Raw genomic sequence first — 13,238 nt, 5'->3', positions numbered from 1 at the left:
ACTGTTCGGGCTCCGGCACACCAGAAGGCCCGGGGTGATCCCCCGGGCCTCCTGTCGTGATCAGCACTCAGGGACGCCGGGGAGCTTCGGATTCGGGTCTTGGATGTAGATGTTGCTCATGTAGCCGCCCTGGTCGCGGAGTTTCGCCCACCAGTCGTTGGTGGTGCCCTCGGCCGTCACCGGGTCGCCATGCACCTGGCAAGTGACGAACACCTGGGTCGGCCCGGGCAGCTCGGTGATGATGGAGGCGGTGAGGCTGGGGGCCGAGCGGACCCGGACGCCGCTGCCGTAGGTGGTGAAGTTGTATTCCGGCGGGTTCGGGTTCCCGCCGTTCACCAGCTCCATGTAGTAGTTCCAGTTCCAGTTCGGACCCGGGTCGGTGTGGGTCTGGTTCGGCATCTCGACGTGGCCCTTGATGTGGGCCCGGTCCTTCGGGATGCCCCGGCGGTCCGCGATGTTGCGAGTCAGAGCGGCCGACGAGCGGTACATCGCGTCGGTGAACCAGGAGGGCTGATCGACGAAGCCCTCGTGCTCGATGCCGATCGTGTAGCCGTTCTCGGAGCCCACGTGCCAGGCCGTGTCCTTCTCGGCCACCATCTGGGTGACCTGGCCGTCGCTCGACCGGATCACGTAGTGCGAGCTGACCTGCGCCGACGGGTTCTTGAACCAGCTGATCGTGCCTGCGTACGACCCCTGCGTCACGTGGATGACGATGGTGGAGATCGCCGCGTTCCGGCCGACCCGGTAGTTGCTGGTGCTGGCCGCGTTCCAGATCGCGCCCGGGTAGTCGACCGCCGCGACCGAGGCCGGTGTGCGGGTGCCGAGCGGGGTGACGTTGGCGTAGGCGCCGAGGACCGGCGTGACCTTCTTCGGCTCGGTGGTCACACCCGCGGCGCGGACACCCGCGCCGATGATCCGGTAGACCTCGTCGGTGTACAGCCGGGCGGTCGGCCCGTCGGCGGAGTGCGAGTACTTCGCGACCACGCCGTACCACTTGCAGAGGTTGGACCGATCGGTCAGACCGGCCTGGTCGGCGTACGAGTCCAGGACCGCGGCGGCGCCGAGGATGTTCGAAGCGTTGTCCTTGGACAACTGCGCGAGCGGCAGGCCGGTGAGCTTGGTTGCCTCGGACATCGTCTGGTTCTTGTCGTTGCTGACCAGGTGCATGACGCCATAGCCGTTCGCCTGGCTGGGTTGGCCGTTGTGACCGTCCAGGTGCGATTCGGCGTACCCGACGCCGACGAGCAGTTCACGCGGTACGTCGTACTTCGCGGCGGCGGTGTCGAACGCGGACGACAGGCCCGCGGAGCCGGAGGGTTGCGTCGGTTCGGCCGCGTTGCTCGGCAGTGCGCTGAGTGCGAGTGCGCCGGCGGCCGCGACGGCCAGGAGCGTTGTGGACACGTGTCTGGGTACTCGGGCGGTTTTCCCCATCGGGCGGTTCCTTCCCTTGGTCGGTCCGCCGAGGGGCGTCGGCGGTCCCGGGCTCACGCTAAGCCAAAATCTTCCGCCGAGACCAGAGTTCAGGTGAATTTTTTCCCGTCACGGCGTGAAGTCGGCCGATCACGCGATCATGCCACCCGATCAGCTCACCACCCGGCCGCGCAGGACGATCAGCCGAGGATGGGTGAGCACCGCTGGGTTCGCCCGCGGGTCCTCGTCGTACACCACCAGGTCGGCCGGATCGCCCGGCTGAAAGGTGCTCGGGGCCCCCAACCACTCGCGGGCCGCCCACGAACCAGCAGCCAGCGCCTGCTCCCCCGACATCCCGATCCCGGTCAGCGCCTGGATCTCCTGCGCCACCAGGCCGTGCCCGAGGACCCCGCCCGCGTCGGTCCCGGCATACACGGGTACGCCGGCCTCGAACGCGTCCCGGAGTCGCTCGAGGCGGCGGTCGTAGAGGTCGCGCATGTGGGCCGAGTACTCCGGGAACTTCGCGGCGGCCTGATCGGCGTACTCCGGGAAGTTCTCCAGCTGGATGAGCGTCGGCACCACCGCGACACCGTGCGCGGCCATCTGGTCGAGCATGTCCGGCAGTACGCCGGTGCCGTGCTCGATGCAGTCGATGCCGGCGGCAAGCAGATCGGGCAGGGCGTGCTCGCCGAACACGTGCGCGGTGACGCGCGCGCCGAGCTCGTGGGCGCGAGCGATCGCCGCGTCGAGCGCCTCGGCCGGCCAGCAGGCGGTGAGGTCACCGGCATCCCGATCGATCCAGTCGCCGACGAGCTTCACCCAACCGTCGGCACGGCGGGCCTCCTGCTCGACGTACGCGACCAACTCGTCCGGCTCGATCTCCCAGCCGTAGTTGCGGATGTACCGCTTCGAGCGGGCGATGTGCCGGCCGGCCCGGATGATCTTGGGCAGGTCCTCGCGCTCGTCGATCCAGCGGGTGTCGGCGGCCGAACCGGCGTCGCGGACCAGCAGCGCACCGGCCGCGCGGTCCGCGATCGCCTGCTCCTCCTGCGTTTCCTTGTCGACCGCACCGCGCTGGTCCAGGCCGATGTGACAGTGGGCGTCGACCAGACCGGGCACGATCCAGCCACCGGAGTGCACGGTGGTGACATCAGCAGCGGTGGGCTGGTCGACGACCAGCCCACCGCTGAGATGGAGCTCTTGCTGTTCGCCGGCCGGCAGCACCGTGCCGACGATTCTGAGGACGCCGGAGTCGGTCATACCGCGACCGTATCCGGGCAAGCGTCAGCCGTGCGAGCCGCCTCCTGGGGTGCAGCTCGGCGTGGTCGGCTCAGCCGTGCAGGGCGTCCCGCTCGGCGTGTCCGTCGGCGTCTGCGACGGGGTCTCGGTCGGCGTCTGGGTCGGGGTGTCCGTCGGCGTAGGCGTCTTGGTCGGCGTCTTCGTCGGCGTCTTGGTCGGAGTCTTCGTCGGCGTCTGCGTCGGCCGGGTCGGCTTGTGCGTCGGCGTCTCGATCGGATCCGGCACCGTCGGCTCGCCGACCGGTGTCGACGGGTGCTGCGTCGGCGAGGCCGTCTTGTCGTCCGGCACGTCCGGGACCTGGCGCGGGTCGACCTTGCGCTCCGCGTTCCCGGCGGACTTCGCCGTCGACAGGCTGCCCTTCTCGTTCGGGATCAGTACGGCGTTCTTGCTGTAGACCCGCATCCACCGCAGCACCGTGGAGACGAAGTCCTTGGAGTGCTGGTACCGCAGCAAGGAGGCGACCAGGTCGCGGGGTGCCTTCAGGTCGTCGCCCTCGGAGCACAGGTAGACCGCGACCGTGGTGACCGCGTCGTACACGTTGTTCGGGTTGCGGAAGCCGTCACCGTTGCCGTCGGCGCCGAACTCGTCCCACACCTGGGGAATGATCTGCATCGGCCCGACCGCACGGTCCCAGGTCAGATCGCCGTCGAACCGGCCCTTGTCGGAGTCGGTGACCCGGCCGTTGCCGGCACGGCCGTTCAGCACCGGGCCGAGGATCTTGCCCCGGGTGGTGCCGGCCACGTCGACCCGGCCGCCGCTGGCATGGTCGGACTCGACCTTGCCGATCCCGGCCAGCAACGGCCAGGTGAGCCCACAGTTCGGCCGGACCACGGCGAGATTCGCGGTGGCGCGACGGTAGGCGGGGAACACCCCGCGCGGAATGCCGTTGACCGCGTCCGGGCGGCCCGGGCGGACCACCGAACGGCCATCGGTCGCCCCCTGCACGGGGACGTCGGCGCGGGCGGGTTTATCGGAGCCGAGCCGGCCGTCCACTCCGGGACGCTGCGGCACGACCATCGTCAGTTCGTCGAACTCACCGCTGTTGAGCCCGGCCCCAGGCGATGGGGCGACCGGGCTGTCCGCCGCGAGCTGACCGGAGGCACCGGCTCCGCCCGAGGCGACTGTCACGATGGCCCCGACCAGGAGCGGGGCTGTGCACAGTGAAGCGATGATGATTTTGACCCGACGGTTACCACTACGGGTTAGGCGCATGATCCCCTCAACGATCAATACGCCAGAAAGTTACATCAAGACGACGCAAAGTTACCTGACTCGCCAACACGGCCGAAAACAGGCACCCGGGTAACGCTCAGAACTACGTTGCCAGAGGTATCCGGGCCCCGGATCGCGGGTCGTTGCTCAGTTGGCCGGCTCGGGCGCCTCGCCCGGAGTCGCGGCCGTGCTCTCGTCCGACCCGGGAGCGTTGGTGTCGCACGGCGTGGGGGTCGGGCTCGGGGTCTCCGTCGGTGTCGTCGTCGGCGGGTCCGTCGGGGTGGGCGTCGGCGTACAGGTCGTCGGCGGCGGATCCGAGGTCGGCGGCGTCGTCGGCGGAGTGGTCGTCGGCGGGGTCGTGGTCGTCGGCGGGGTCGTCGTCGGCGGGGTCGTGGTCGACGGCGGGGTCGTCGTCGGCGGCTTCGTCGTCGTCGACGGCGGCGTGTTCGGCACCTGGGTGGTCGGCTTGCTCGACGGCGGCTTGCTCGTCGTCCGGCTCGCGGTCGGCGTCGGCGTGGACGGCTGCGGCGTCGGCGTCGGACTCGTGGTGCCGCCCGCGCGGGTCGGGTCGTTGCTCTCGTCGACGTTCCCGTTGTCGCCCAGCGGCGGGGTGATGACGCCCGACGTGTCCGGGATCGTCACAGTCTCCTTGCTGTACGACTGCATCCACCGAAGCACCGTCGACACGTAGTCCATCGAGTGGTTGTAGCGCAGCACCGCCTGCACGAGCCCCTGCGGATTACTCAGGTCCGCTCCGCCGGAGCACAGGTAGTCACCGGCCGCCCGGGCCGCGTCGAAGACGTTGTGCGGATCCTTGACCCCGTCACCGTTGCCGTCCGCACCGAAGACCTTCCACGTCCCCGGGATGAACTGCATCGGCCCGACCGCACGGTCCCACTGAGCATTCCCGTCGTACACGCCCTGGTCGGTGTCGGCGATCGCGGCCATCCCCGGGCCACCGTCGAGCACCGGTCCGAGGATCTTGCCGCGGGTGTTCCCGTTGGCCTCGACCTTGCCACCGCTGGCATGCGCGGACTCGACCTTGCCGATCCCGGCCAGCAGCGGCCAGGTGATGTGACAACCCGGCGTCGCCACCGCGAGATCGTTCGCCGCCTTCTGGTACGCCGCCAGCACCGTGCCAGGAATGCCCGAGGCGTCACCGGAGATGCCCGGGATCGGCTGCACCGTGCCGTCGACGGCACCGGTCACCGGCACCGCGATCTGCGACTTCTGCTGGGTCGGGAGGCTGCCGTCGGCGCCGGGCTGGTTCGGGACGTTGTCGGCCAAGTTGTCGAACTGCGCGTCCTGGCGCGGTTGGGCCAGCGCGTGCGCGTCCACGATGAACGTGTTCGAGGTGAGGCCGCCCGCGACGAACACGGCGACCATCGCGGTGGGAGGAGCCAAGCAGACCCAGGTGGCGGTCAGCTTCCCCCGCCACGTATCCAGGTTCTTGAACTGCTGCCTCATCCGCGTCCCTCGACGTTTCCGCAGTACTGAGTCTTGCCGGGCGTAGGCACGATCTTAGCCGTCGCAGGGTCGTGGACAACCGGTAACGGTGCGCCACTTCATGCAGTGACCAAATGCCGAAGCGGCGTCCACTCCCCCGTCACCGAGCGTTCACCGCCCGGTGTCACTTCTTGTCGTCGCCGAGGATCTTGCGCAGTTCGTCCGGGAGGGCGAAGTCGCCGGCGTCCTGGCCGCCACCGCCGAACGCGGCGGGCAGCTGCCCCGGCTGCGGCGGAGCCGGCTGGGAGTTGCCCTGGTTCGCCCGCTTGGCCGGGTTGCCGGAGCCGCGCTTCTTGCCCTTCTTCTGTTGCTGCTTGGCCTTCCGCGCGCCACCGCCGCCCATGCCGGGCATCCCCGGCATACCGGGCATCCCGGGCATTCCCTTGCCCGACGCCATCGCGGCCATCATCTTGCGGGCCTCGAAGAACCGCTCGACCAGGCCGCTGACGGTGGCGACCTCGGTCCCGGAGCCCTTCGCGATCCGGGCCCGGCGGGAGCCGTTGATGATGTTGGGATCGGTCCGCTCGGCCGGTGTCATCGAGTGGATGACCGCCTCGATCCGGTCGATCTCGCGCTCGTCGAAGTTCTCCAGCTGGTCCTTGAACTGGTTCGCCCCGGGCAGCATGCCGAAGATCTTGGTCAGCGGGCCCATCTTGCGGACCGACTGCATCTGGGCGAGGAAGTCGTCCAGGGTGAAGTCCTTGCCGCCGCGCTTCTGCAGCTTGGCGGCCGTCTTGGCGGCCTCCTCCGCGTCGAACGACTTCTCCGCCTGCTCGATCAGGCTCATCACGTCGCCCATGCCGAGGATGCGCGACGCCATCCGATCGGGGTGGAAGACGTCGAAGTCCTCGAGCTTCTCGCCGTTGGAGGCGAACATCACCTGGCGGCCGGTGACCTGCGCGATCGACAGCGCGGCACCACCGCGGGCGTCACCGTCGAGCTTGGACAGCACGACACCGTCGAAGCCGACCCCGTCGAGGAAGGCCTGGGCGGTGGTGACCGCGTCCTGACCGATCATCGCGTCGACCACGAACAGGATCTCGTCCGGCGTGACCGCGTCGCGGATGTCGGCGGCCTGCTTCATCAGCACCTCGTCGACACCCAGCCGGCCGGCCGTGTCGACGATGACCACGCTGTGCTGCTTGGTCCGCGCCTCGTCCATCGCCTTGCGGGCCACGTCGACCGGGTCGCCGACGCCGTTGCCGGGCTCGGGAGCGAACACCGGCACGCCGGCACGCTCGCCGACCACCTGCAGCTGGGTCACCGCGTTCGGGCGCTGGAGGTCGGCCGCGACCAGCATCGGCGTCTGGTGCTTGGTCTCCTTCAGCCACTTGGCCAACTTGCCGGCCAGCGTGGTCTTACCAGCACCTTGCAGACCGGCGAGCATGATGACGGTCGGCGGCCGCTTGGCCATCCGCAGCTCGCGGGTCTCGCCACCGAGGATTTTGACCAGTTCCTCGTTGACGATCTTGATCACCTGCTGCGCCGGGTTCAGCCCGCCGCGCACGTCGGCGCCGCTGGCCCGTTCCCGGACCGCGGCGATGAACTCCTTCACCACCGGCAGCGCGACATCGGCCTCGAGCAGCGCGATCCGGATCTCCCGCGTCGTCGCGTCGATGTCGGCGTCGGTCAGCTTGCCCTTGCCGCGCAGATTCTTGAACGCCGTGGACAGACGATCGGAAAGCGTGTCGAACACCAGGAACAGTCCGTTCTTCAGAAAACCCAGCTCACCCAGACAACTCCCCGAGTCTACCGGGCGCGGTTGACAACCGGAGGGTCAGGCCGCGAGGCTCTAACCGGTCAATCCATGTGGATCGGTTAGGGGGCTCGAGTGGGCAGGCAGCGGGTAGTGCTGGACGGACCATCGAACCTGGGATTGCGGCCACCGGTCAAGGGCGCGGTGCCGGGCTGCTACAAGCTGGCCGGGGCGTTGCGCGACCAGGGATTGCTGCAGCGGATCAACGCTTCCGACGCCGGCTGTGTCACCCCACCGAGGTACGACCGCGAGGGTTGGAAGCCGGGCGACGGCGTGTTCAACGCCGAGGCGATGGCGTCGTACACGGTGCGGCTGGCTGATCGGCTGACGAAGTTGTTCGACGACCAGCGGTTCGTGGTGCTGCTCGGTGGTGAGTGCAGCAATCTGCTCGGGCCGGCCTTGGCGTTGAAGCGGCGCGGGCGGTACGGCGTGATCTACATCGACGGCCACTCCGACTTCCGCACCGTCGACAACTCGCCGTACGTCGGGGCAGCGGGTGGTGAAGCGCTCGCACTGGTCACGGGACGCGGCCAGGCGGACCTCACTGATCTCGAAGGGTTGTCGCCGTACGTCCAGGACACGGATGCTGCCCTATTGGGCATTCGGGAGGACGACGAGTACGTCGGTGACGTCGAGGCGGCCGGGATACCGGTGTGGTCTGCGCTCACGATGATGGCGGAGTCGGCTGCGGACGGCGTACTGGAGCATCTCGAGCGGGAGGAGCTCGACGGGTTCTGGGTGCATCTGGATGTGGACATCCTCGACGCCGAGGTGATGCCGGCGGTGGACAGCCCCGACCCGGGCGGCATCGACCACTCCCAGCTCAGAGAACTCCTGCGCCCGCTGTTGGCCTCGCCGGCCTGCATGGGGATCGACATCGGCATCTTCGACCCTGATCTGGATCCCGACGGGGTCTACGCAGCCGAGCTCACCGACACACTGGTCGCGTCACTCAGCTGACCAGACGAGACCTTGACCGTGTGGTTCGGCTCGGCCGAGGGTCCGCCGTTCGCCGCCGGGCCAGGTCTGCAGCTCGACCAGGACTGCTCGTGGCAGTGGCTCGAGGCGCAGGCGCGCCAGTGGGGTCGACTCGGTGGCCTGGGCACCGAGATCGGCGAGGTGGTCGTCCACTGCGGCCCGGTCGTCGCGGCTCAGGTACTGCCACATGATCGAGTGCCACACCACGGTCACATGCCCCTGCGACAGCTCGAGACCGCGCACGAACGAGACGGCGTCCTCCCGTCGTACGTCGGCCGGCACCTGCCGCGCGATCTCCACCGCACCGCGCAACCGCTCCAGCCGCTGCGACATGTCCGGCCACACGTACGACGTCAGCGTGCGTGCGCCCTCCGAGGTCAGTGGGTTCACCGGAGCGATGTCGCTCCCGACCCGCTCGGCGATCCGCAGCTCCGCCGGCTTCAGCGACTGCCCGGACCAGGCGTCCTCGAACACCACAGGACTGTCGGCCGGACCGTACGACGTCCCGTCCGCGGTGTAGCGGAAGTGGTCCGCCCGCAGGTTGAGCCCAGCGCTCGCACCGATCTCGAACAACCGGACAGGCAACCGCACGGCCTCGACCAACTGCAGTAGACCGCCGTAGAGCGCGGCGGCCCGGCCTACCTCATTCGTCTGCGGTGGCTGGGTCAGCAACGCCCGCAGCTCAGCGGACCGTGACTGCAGGACCTGCTCGAACGCCTCCCAGCCCAGCACCGGGTCCCACGACCCACCGACGCTCGGATAGAACGCCGCCAGCTCGGGCACCTCCCCGGCCAGTACCTGGCCGTGCACCGCGGCCAGCAAGCGCAGAGCGATCGCGTCACCGAACGGACGATCCTCATAGCCCGCCAGTACTCCGGTGGACACGCCTCCGACCTCGTAATCGTCCACGATCAGCCGAAGCAGTTCGGCGTACATCGGGGACCCGAGGTCCTCGCAGGCAACCGCTTGATGCTGGAACGCCGCTACAACATGCACATCACTGAGATTAAGAGGTCAGGCGATCCAGGACCGTCTTTGCCGTTGTGCGCGCGTCCTCCTCGTCGAGTGGAGAACCCTGTGGATCGGTGAGGTAGAAGACGTCCACGCACTCCGCACCCAGTGTGCTGACGTGGGCCGACCGGATGTCCGCTCCGGTGAACGCGATAGCCGCGGTGACGTCGTACAGCAGTCCCGGGCGGTCATGTGCTCGCACCTGCAGCACTGTGGCGGTCTCTGAGGCTCCGGGCAGGAGGTCGACCCGGCTGTCGAGCCGTTGCTTCACCGCGGACGAGTCTCGCGCGGCCAAACGTCGTACCAGGTCAGTGCTGTCGCGCAGCGCCACGGCGAGCCGGTCACGCAGCCGGATCGGATCAGGCAGTGAGCCGGCCACGGTCCACTGCGAGATACCCAAGCCCTCAACGGATGTGATCACAGCGGACCGCACTGCGAGCCGCTCAACCGCCAACACGGCCGCAACGGTCGACAGCGTGCCCACTTGATCGGGTACGGCGACGTTGATGCGCAAGTCACCGTGATGGTCAGCCACTGACACGCCCAGCCGTCCTACGCCGACCACCTGATGCAGTGTGGGCACGGGAACCGGAGGAGCATCGGTCCACATGCCCTCGCCTCCCCCGGACAGCTCGCCACGCACCCGACGACACAGTTCACCGACCAGCCGCATCCGCCACGGTGACGCCGCCGCCGGACCGGCAGCCCGTGCGTCGGCGTACGTGAGGGCCTCCAGCAGGTCCAGTGTCTCGGTGGTGCGGACGATGCCCACGACCAGGTCGACAGTCATCGGGTCGTCCAGGTCTCGGCGAGTGGCGACCTGCGCAAGCATGAGGTGCTGCCGGACCAGCAGCGCGATGGTGTCGGCGTCTGCCTCGGTGAATCCGATGCGGCGAGCAACGGTCCCGGCGATCACAGCTCCGGTGACACTGTGGTCCCCGTCGACCGCTTTGCCCAAGTCATGGAGCAATGCGGAGACCAGCAGGAGGTCAGGACGTCGGACGTCCCGCAGCATCTTGGATGCCTCGACACACGTCTCCAGCAGATGCCGGTCGACGGTGAAGCGGTGGACCGCGGACTGCGGCGGCCGGAACCGGACCGTGTCCCACTCCGGCAGGATCCGCGAGATGTAACCAGCCTGGTCCAGCGCCTCCCACACCTCGAGCAGTCCACTGCCGGCACCCAGCAGAGCGCACAGCAACCGCCGCGCCTCACCCGGCCACGGCTCGGGCAACGCCATGGCGCTCCTGGCCAGCCGACCACACACAGCCGGCGACAGGACGAGCTCACGATCCGCGGCAACAGCAGCAGCCCGGAGGCCAAGTACTGCGTCACGCTCCGGCCGCGCGTCCGGCATCAGTACGACTTCACCCTCGTGCTGACCGACTCCGTCATCCAGCGCCAGCAGCAGGGGTCCACCAGTCCGCTGCCGACGCCTGGACCGCGGCGGCCGGGTCATCAGGCTCTCCACCCGCCGCCACGACACGTCGCACACATGCGCCAGCGTCCGGCCGGTCGCGTAGACGTGGCGCAACAGTTCGTCCCGCCCGTCCAGACCCAGGCCTGCCGCGACCTCACCGGCCAGGTCGGCCACCAGTCGGTCGGTGGAACGACCAGCAACCTCGTGCAGTTCGTCCCGGATGTCGAGCAGGTCCAGCCGCGCCCGCTCCACGACCGGGTGCGGTACGTCGACCAGCCAAGAAGCGACCAATGAGCGCAGTACGACGGCATCCCGCAGACCGCCGTACGCCTCCTTCAGATCCGGCTCGGCGAGATGCGCGAGCTCACCGACGGTCGTGGCGCGGTCCCGGCACGCCTGCGCCAGCGCAGGCAGCCGCGTGCGCGCCGTACGACGCCAGTCCGCCATCAGCACCGAGCGCAGCTGCAGTGTGAGGTGCGAGTCCCCGGCGACATGTCGTGCGTCCAGCAGACCCAGGGCGACGCGGACATCGTCGGCTGCCGCCTGCCGGGCCTCCGCCAACGTCCGGACACTGTGGTCCAGCTTGGTCCTCGAGTCCCACAGCGGATACCAGATCTGTGCCGCCAACTCGTCCACACGCGGATACCCCTCGGCGTGCACGAGCATCACGTCGAGGTCGCTGTACGGCGACAGCTCCTCCCGGCCGTAGCCCCCGACCGCGACCAGGGCGACGCCCTCGGTGGGAACACCGAGGGCGTCACAGGCCTTGGAGAGGAGCAGGTACAGCAGCGCGTCGGCCTCCTCGGCACGAACGCGCCGCTGTTCTGCTCGGTTCACCATCTAGAGGGCGTCTCCATCCAGCTCGCCGGTGCGAACCCGGACGATGGTCTCGACCGGGGTGACCCAGACCTTGCCGTCACCGATCTTGCCGGTCTGTGCGGCCTTCACGATCACGTCCACCACGTCGCCGCTGTCGCCGTCCTCGACGACGACCTCGAGCCGGACCTTCGGGACCAGGTCCACCTCGTACTCGGCGCCGCGGTACACCTCGGTGTGCCCCTTCTGCCGGCCGTAGCCGCTCGCCTCGGTGACCGTCATGCCGGTGACACCGAACGTCTCCAGCGCGGCCCGGACGTCCTCCAGCTTGTGCGGCTTGACCACCGCGGTGATCAGCTTCATGCGTTCGCACCTTCCTTCTCGGACGTCTCGGTGGTGCCATTCTCGGTCTCAGCGGTGCTCGGCCTGGCCAGCGGGGTGTGCCCCCGCAGACCCGACGCGCCCAGGAAGTCGTACGCCGTCTCGGCGTGCTCCACCTGGTCGACACCGGTGACCTCGTCGTCCTCCGTGACCCGGAAGCCGATGGTCTTGTCGATCACCTTGCCGAGGATGAAGGCGACCACGAACGAGTACACACCCACCACCAGGTTGGCGAGCGCCTGCTTACCCAGCTGGGAGACGCCGCCGCCGTAGAACAGGCCGTTCACGGCCGACGGGGCCGCCGCCGTACCGAGGAGGCCGATCATCAGCGAGCCGAACAGACCGCCGACCAGGTGGACGCCGACCACGTCGAGCGAGTCGTCGAAGCCGAACTTGTACTTCAGCGACACCGCGAAGCAGCAGACCGCGCCGGCCAGCAGGCCGAGGATGATCGCACCGACCGGGGTGACCGCGCCACAGGACGGCGTGATCGCGACCAGACCGGCGACCGCACCGGACGCCATGCCCAGCGTGGTGGCCTTGCCATGCCGGATCCGCTCGATGATCAGCCAGCCGATCACGGCGGCGGCGGTGGCGGCCTGGGTGTTCACGAAGGTGACCGCCGCAGTGGTGCCGGCGCTCAGCGCCGAGCCCGCGTTGAAGCCGAACCAGCCGAACCACAGCAGACCGCCGCCGAGGATGACCAGCGGCAGGCTGTGCGGCCGCATCGGGTCCTTCTTCCAGCCGATCCGCTTGCCGAGCACGATCGCCAGCGCGAGCGCGGCGGCACCGGCGTTCACGTGCACCGCCGTACCACCGGCGAAGTCGACCGCCTTCAACTTGTCGCCGATCCAGCCGCCCTCCCCGTCCTGCAGGAACCAGACCGAGTGCGCGACCGGGAAGTACACCAGCGGCGTCCAGCCGACGACGAACGCGATCCAGCCCCGGAACGTGGCCCGGTCGGCGATGGCACCCGAGATCAGCGCCGGAGTGATGATCGCGAACATCAGCTGGAACGCGACGAACGCGAGCGTCGGCGTCGAGCCGCTCACCGCGTCCGGGGACATCAGGCCCTTCAGGCCGACCTCGGAGAGGTCACCGACCACGTGCCCGGTGTCGCCGGCGAACGTGAGCGAATAGCCGACCACCACCCACATGATGGTGACGACGGCGATGGTGATGAAGCTCATCATCATCATGTTCAGCACGCTCTTCATGCGCACCATGCCGCCGTAGAAGAAAGCCAGGCCCGGTGTCATCAGCATCACCAGGGCGGCGCTTGCCAAGACCCAGGCGGTATCGCCGGCGTTGATCTCCATCAACGTCATCCCTTCCATCGTTGCGGGGTGACCGGCGCCCTCAGCCGGGGGAACTCCACAACGCCGGGGAGCCCACGCGCAACAGCCACACCGGACACGGTGTCGGGACGCCGTTTCAGCCAATCGGTCG

General features: G+C 68.8%; 10 protein-coding genes. 1 reads left to right on the top strand and 9 read right to left on the bottom strand.

The annotated features are described in order from the left end of the window. Positions 1 to 60 precede the first annotated feature (60 nt). From ACIBG5_RS26200 to ffh, 5 genes are all read right to left on the bottom strand, one after another. Positions 61 to 1,401, bottom strand: coding sequence for an N-acetylmuramoyl-L-alanine amidase (locus ACIBG5_RS26200; RefSeq protein WP_396394080.1), 1,341 nt, complete (start codon positions 1,399 to 1,401; stop codon positions 61 to 63). Positions 1,402 to 1,581: 180 nt separating this feature from the next. Further along, positions 1,582 to 2,670 (bottom strand): amidohydrolase family protein, encoded by a 1,089-nt coding sequence (locus tag ACIBG5_RS26195; RefSeq protein WP_396394079.1) that lies wholly within the window; start codon positions 2,668 to 2,670, stop codon positions 1,582 to 1,584. Positions 2,671 to 2,694: 24 nt separating this feature from the next. Then, the gene (locus tag ACIBG5_RS26190; RefSeq protein ID WP_396394078.1) at positions 2,695 to 3,837 is read right to left on the bottom strand and encodes a lytic transglycosylase domain-containing protein; all 1,143 of its coding nucleotides are present in this window, start codon (positions 3,835 to 3,837) and stop codon (positions 2,695 to 2,697) included. A gap of 231 nt (positions 3,838 to 4,068) precedes the next feature. After that, entirely contained in the window at positions 4,069 to 5,388 is a 1,320-nt protein-coding gene (locus ACIBG5_RS26185; protein WP_396394077.1) for a lytic transglycosylase domain-containing protein, read from the bottom strand. 163 nt (positions 5,389 to 5,551) lie between these two features. Continuing rightward, a complete protein-coding gene (ffh, locus tag ACIBG5_RS26180; RefSeq protein ID WP_396394076.1) occupies positions 5,552 to 7,123 on the bottom strand; it encodes a signal recognition particle protein in 1,572 nt (523 codons plus the stop codon). 153 nt (positions 7,124 to 7,276) lie between these two features. On the opposite strand from ffh, the gene ACIBG5_RS26175 reads away from it, so the two are divergent. Continuing rightward, on the top strand, positions 7,277 to 8,143 hold the full coding sequence (locus tag ACIBG5_RS26175; RefSeq protein WP_396394075.1) for an arginase family protein: 867 nt from the start codon (positions 7,277 to 7,279) through the stop codon (positions 8,141 to 8,143). On the opposite strand, the gene ACIBG5_RS26170 is transcribed toward ACIBG5_RS26175, so the two are convergent. Genes ACIBG5_RS26170 through ACIBG5_RS26155 form a run of 4 tightly spaced genes read right to left on the bottom strand, consistent with a single transcriptional unit; the run spans position 8,132 to position 13,117 of the window. Next, on the bottom strand, positions 8,132 to 9,157 hold the full coding sequence (locus ACIBG5_RS26170) for a DUF2332 domain-containing protein (protein WP_396394074.1): 1,026 nt from the start codon (positions 9,155 to 9,157) through the stop codon (positions 8,132 to 8,134). The genes ACIBG5_RS26175 and ACIBG5_RS26170 overlap by 12 nt on opposite strands. Before the next feature lie 10 nt (positions 9,158 to 9,167). Continuing rightward, positions 9,168 to 11,432: a [protein-PII] uridylyltransferase gene (locus ACIBG5_RS26165; RefSeq protein WP_396394073.1), complete on the bottom strand. Its 2,265-nt coding sequence runs from the start codon at positions 11,430 to 11,432 to the stop codon at positions 9,168 to 9,170. Further along, positions 11,433 to 11,771 (bottom strand): P-II family nitrogen regulator, encoded by a 339-nt coding sequence (locus tag ACIBG5_RS26160; RefSeq protein ID WP_329479584.1) that lies wholly within the window; start codon positions 11,769 to 11,771, stop codon positions 11,433 to 11,435. Beyond that, positions 11,768 to 13,117, bottom strand: a complete 1,350-nt coding sequence (locus ACIBG5_RS26155) for an ammonium transporter (RefSeq protein ID WP_396394072.1) — start codon at positions 13,115 to 13,117, stop codon at positions 11,768 to 11,770. Before ACIBG5_RS26155 ends, ACIBG5_RS26160 begins: the two co-directional genes overlap by 4 nt. Between the last annotated feature and the right edge of the window lie 121 nt (positions 13,118 to 13,238).

Source organism: Kribbella sp. NPDC050241, from assembly GCF_044459685.1.
GTDB lineage: Bacteria > Actinomycetota > Actinomycetes > Propionibacteriales > Kribbellaceae > Kribbella.
The sequence above is the reverse complement of the archived record's forward strand: the minus strand, read 5'-3'. Positions and strand labels throughout refer to the sequence as shown.

Excerpts from the sequence above, each read along its gene's own strand:
- ACIBG5_RS26195 (WP_396394079.1), bottom strand. The coding sequence starts at position 2,670 with ATGACCGACTCCGGCGTCCTCAGAATCGTCGGCACGGTGCTGCCGGCC.
- ACIBG5_RS26185 (WP_396394077.1), bottom strand. The coding sequence starts at position 5,388 with ATGAGGCAGCAGTTCAAGAACCTGGATACGTGGCGGGGGAAGCTGACC.
- ACIBG5_RS26155 (WP_396394072.1), bottom strand. The coding sequence starts at position 13,117 with ATGACGTTGATGGAGATCAACGCCGGCGATACCGCCTGGGTCTTGGCA.
- ACIBG5_RS26160 (WP_329479584.1), bottom strand. The coding sequence starts at position 11,771 with ATGAAGCTGATCACCGCGGTGGTCAAGCCGCACAAGCTGGAGGACGTC.
- ACIBG5_RS26165 (WP_396394073.1), bottom strand. The coding sequence starts at position 11,432 with ATGGTGAACCGAGCAGAACAGCGGCGCGTTCGTGCCGAGGAGGCCGAC.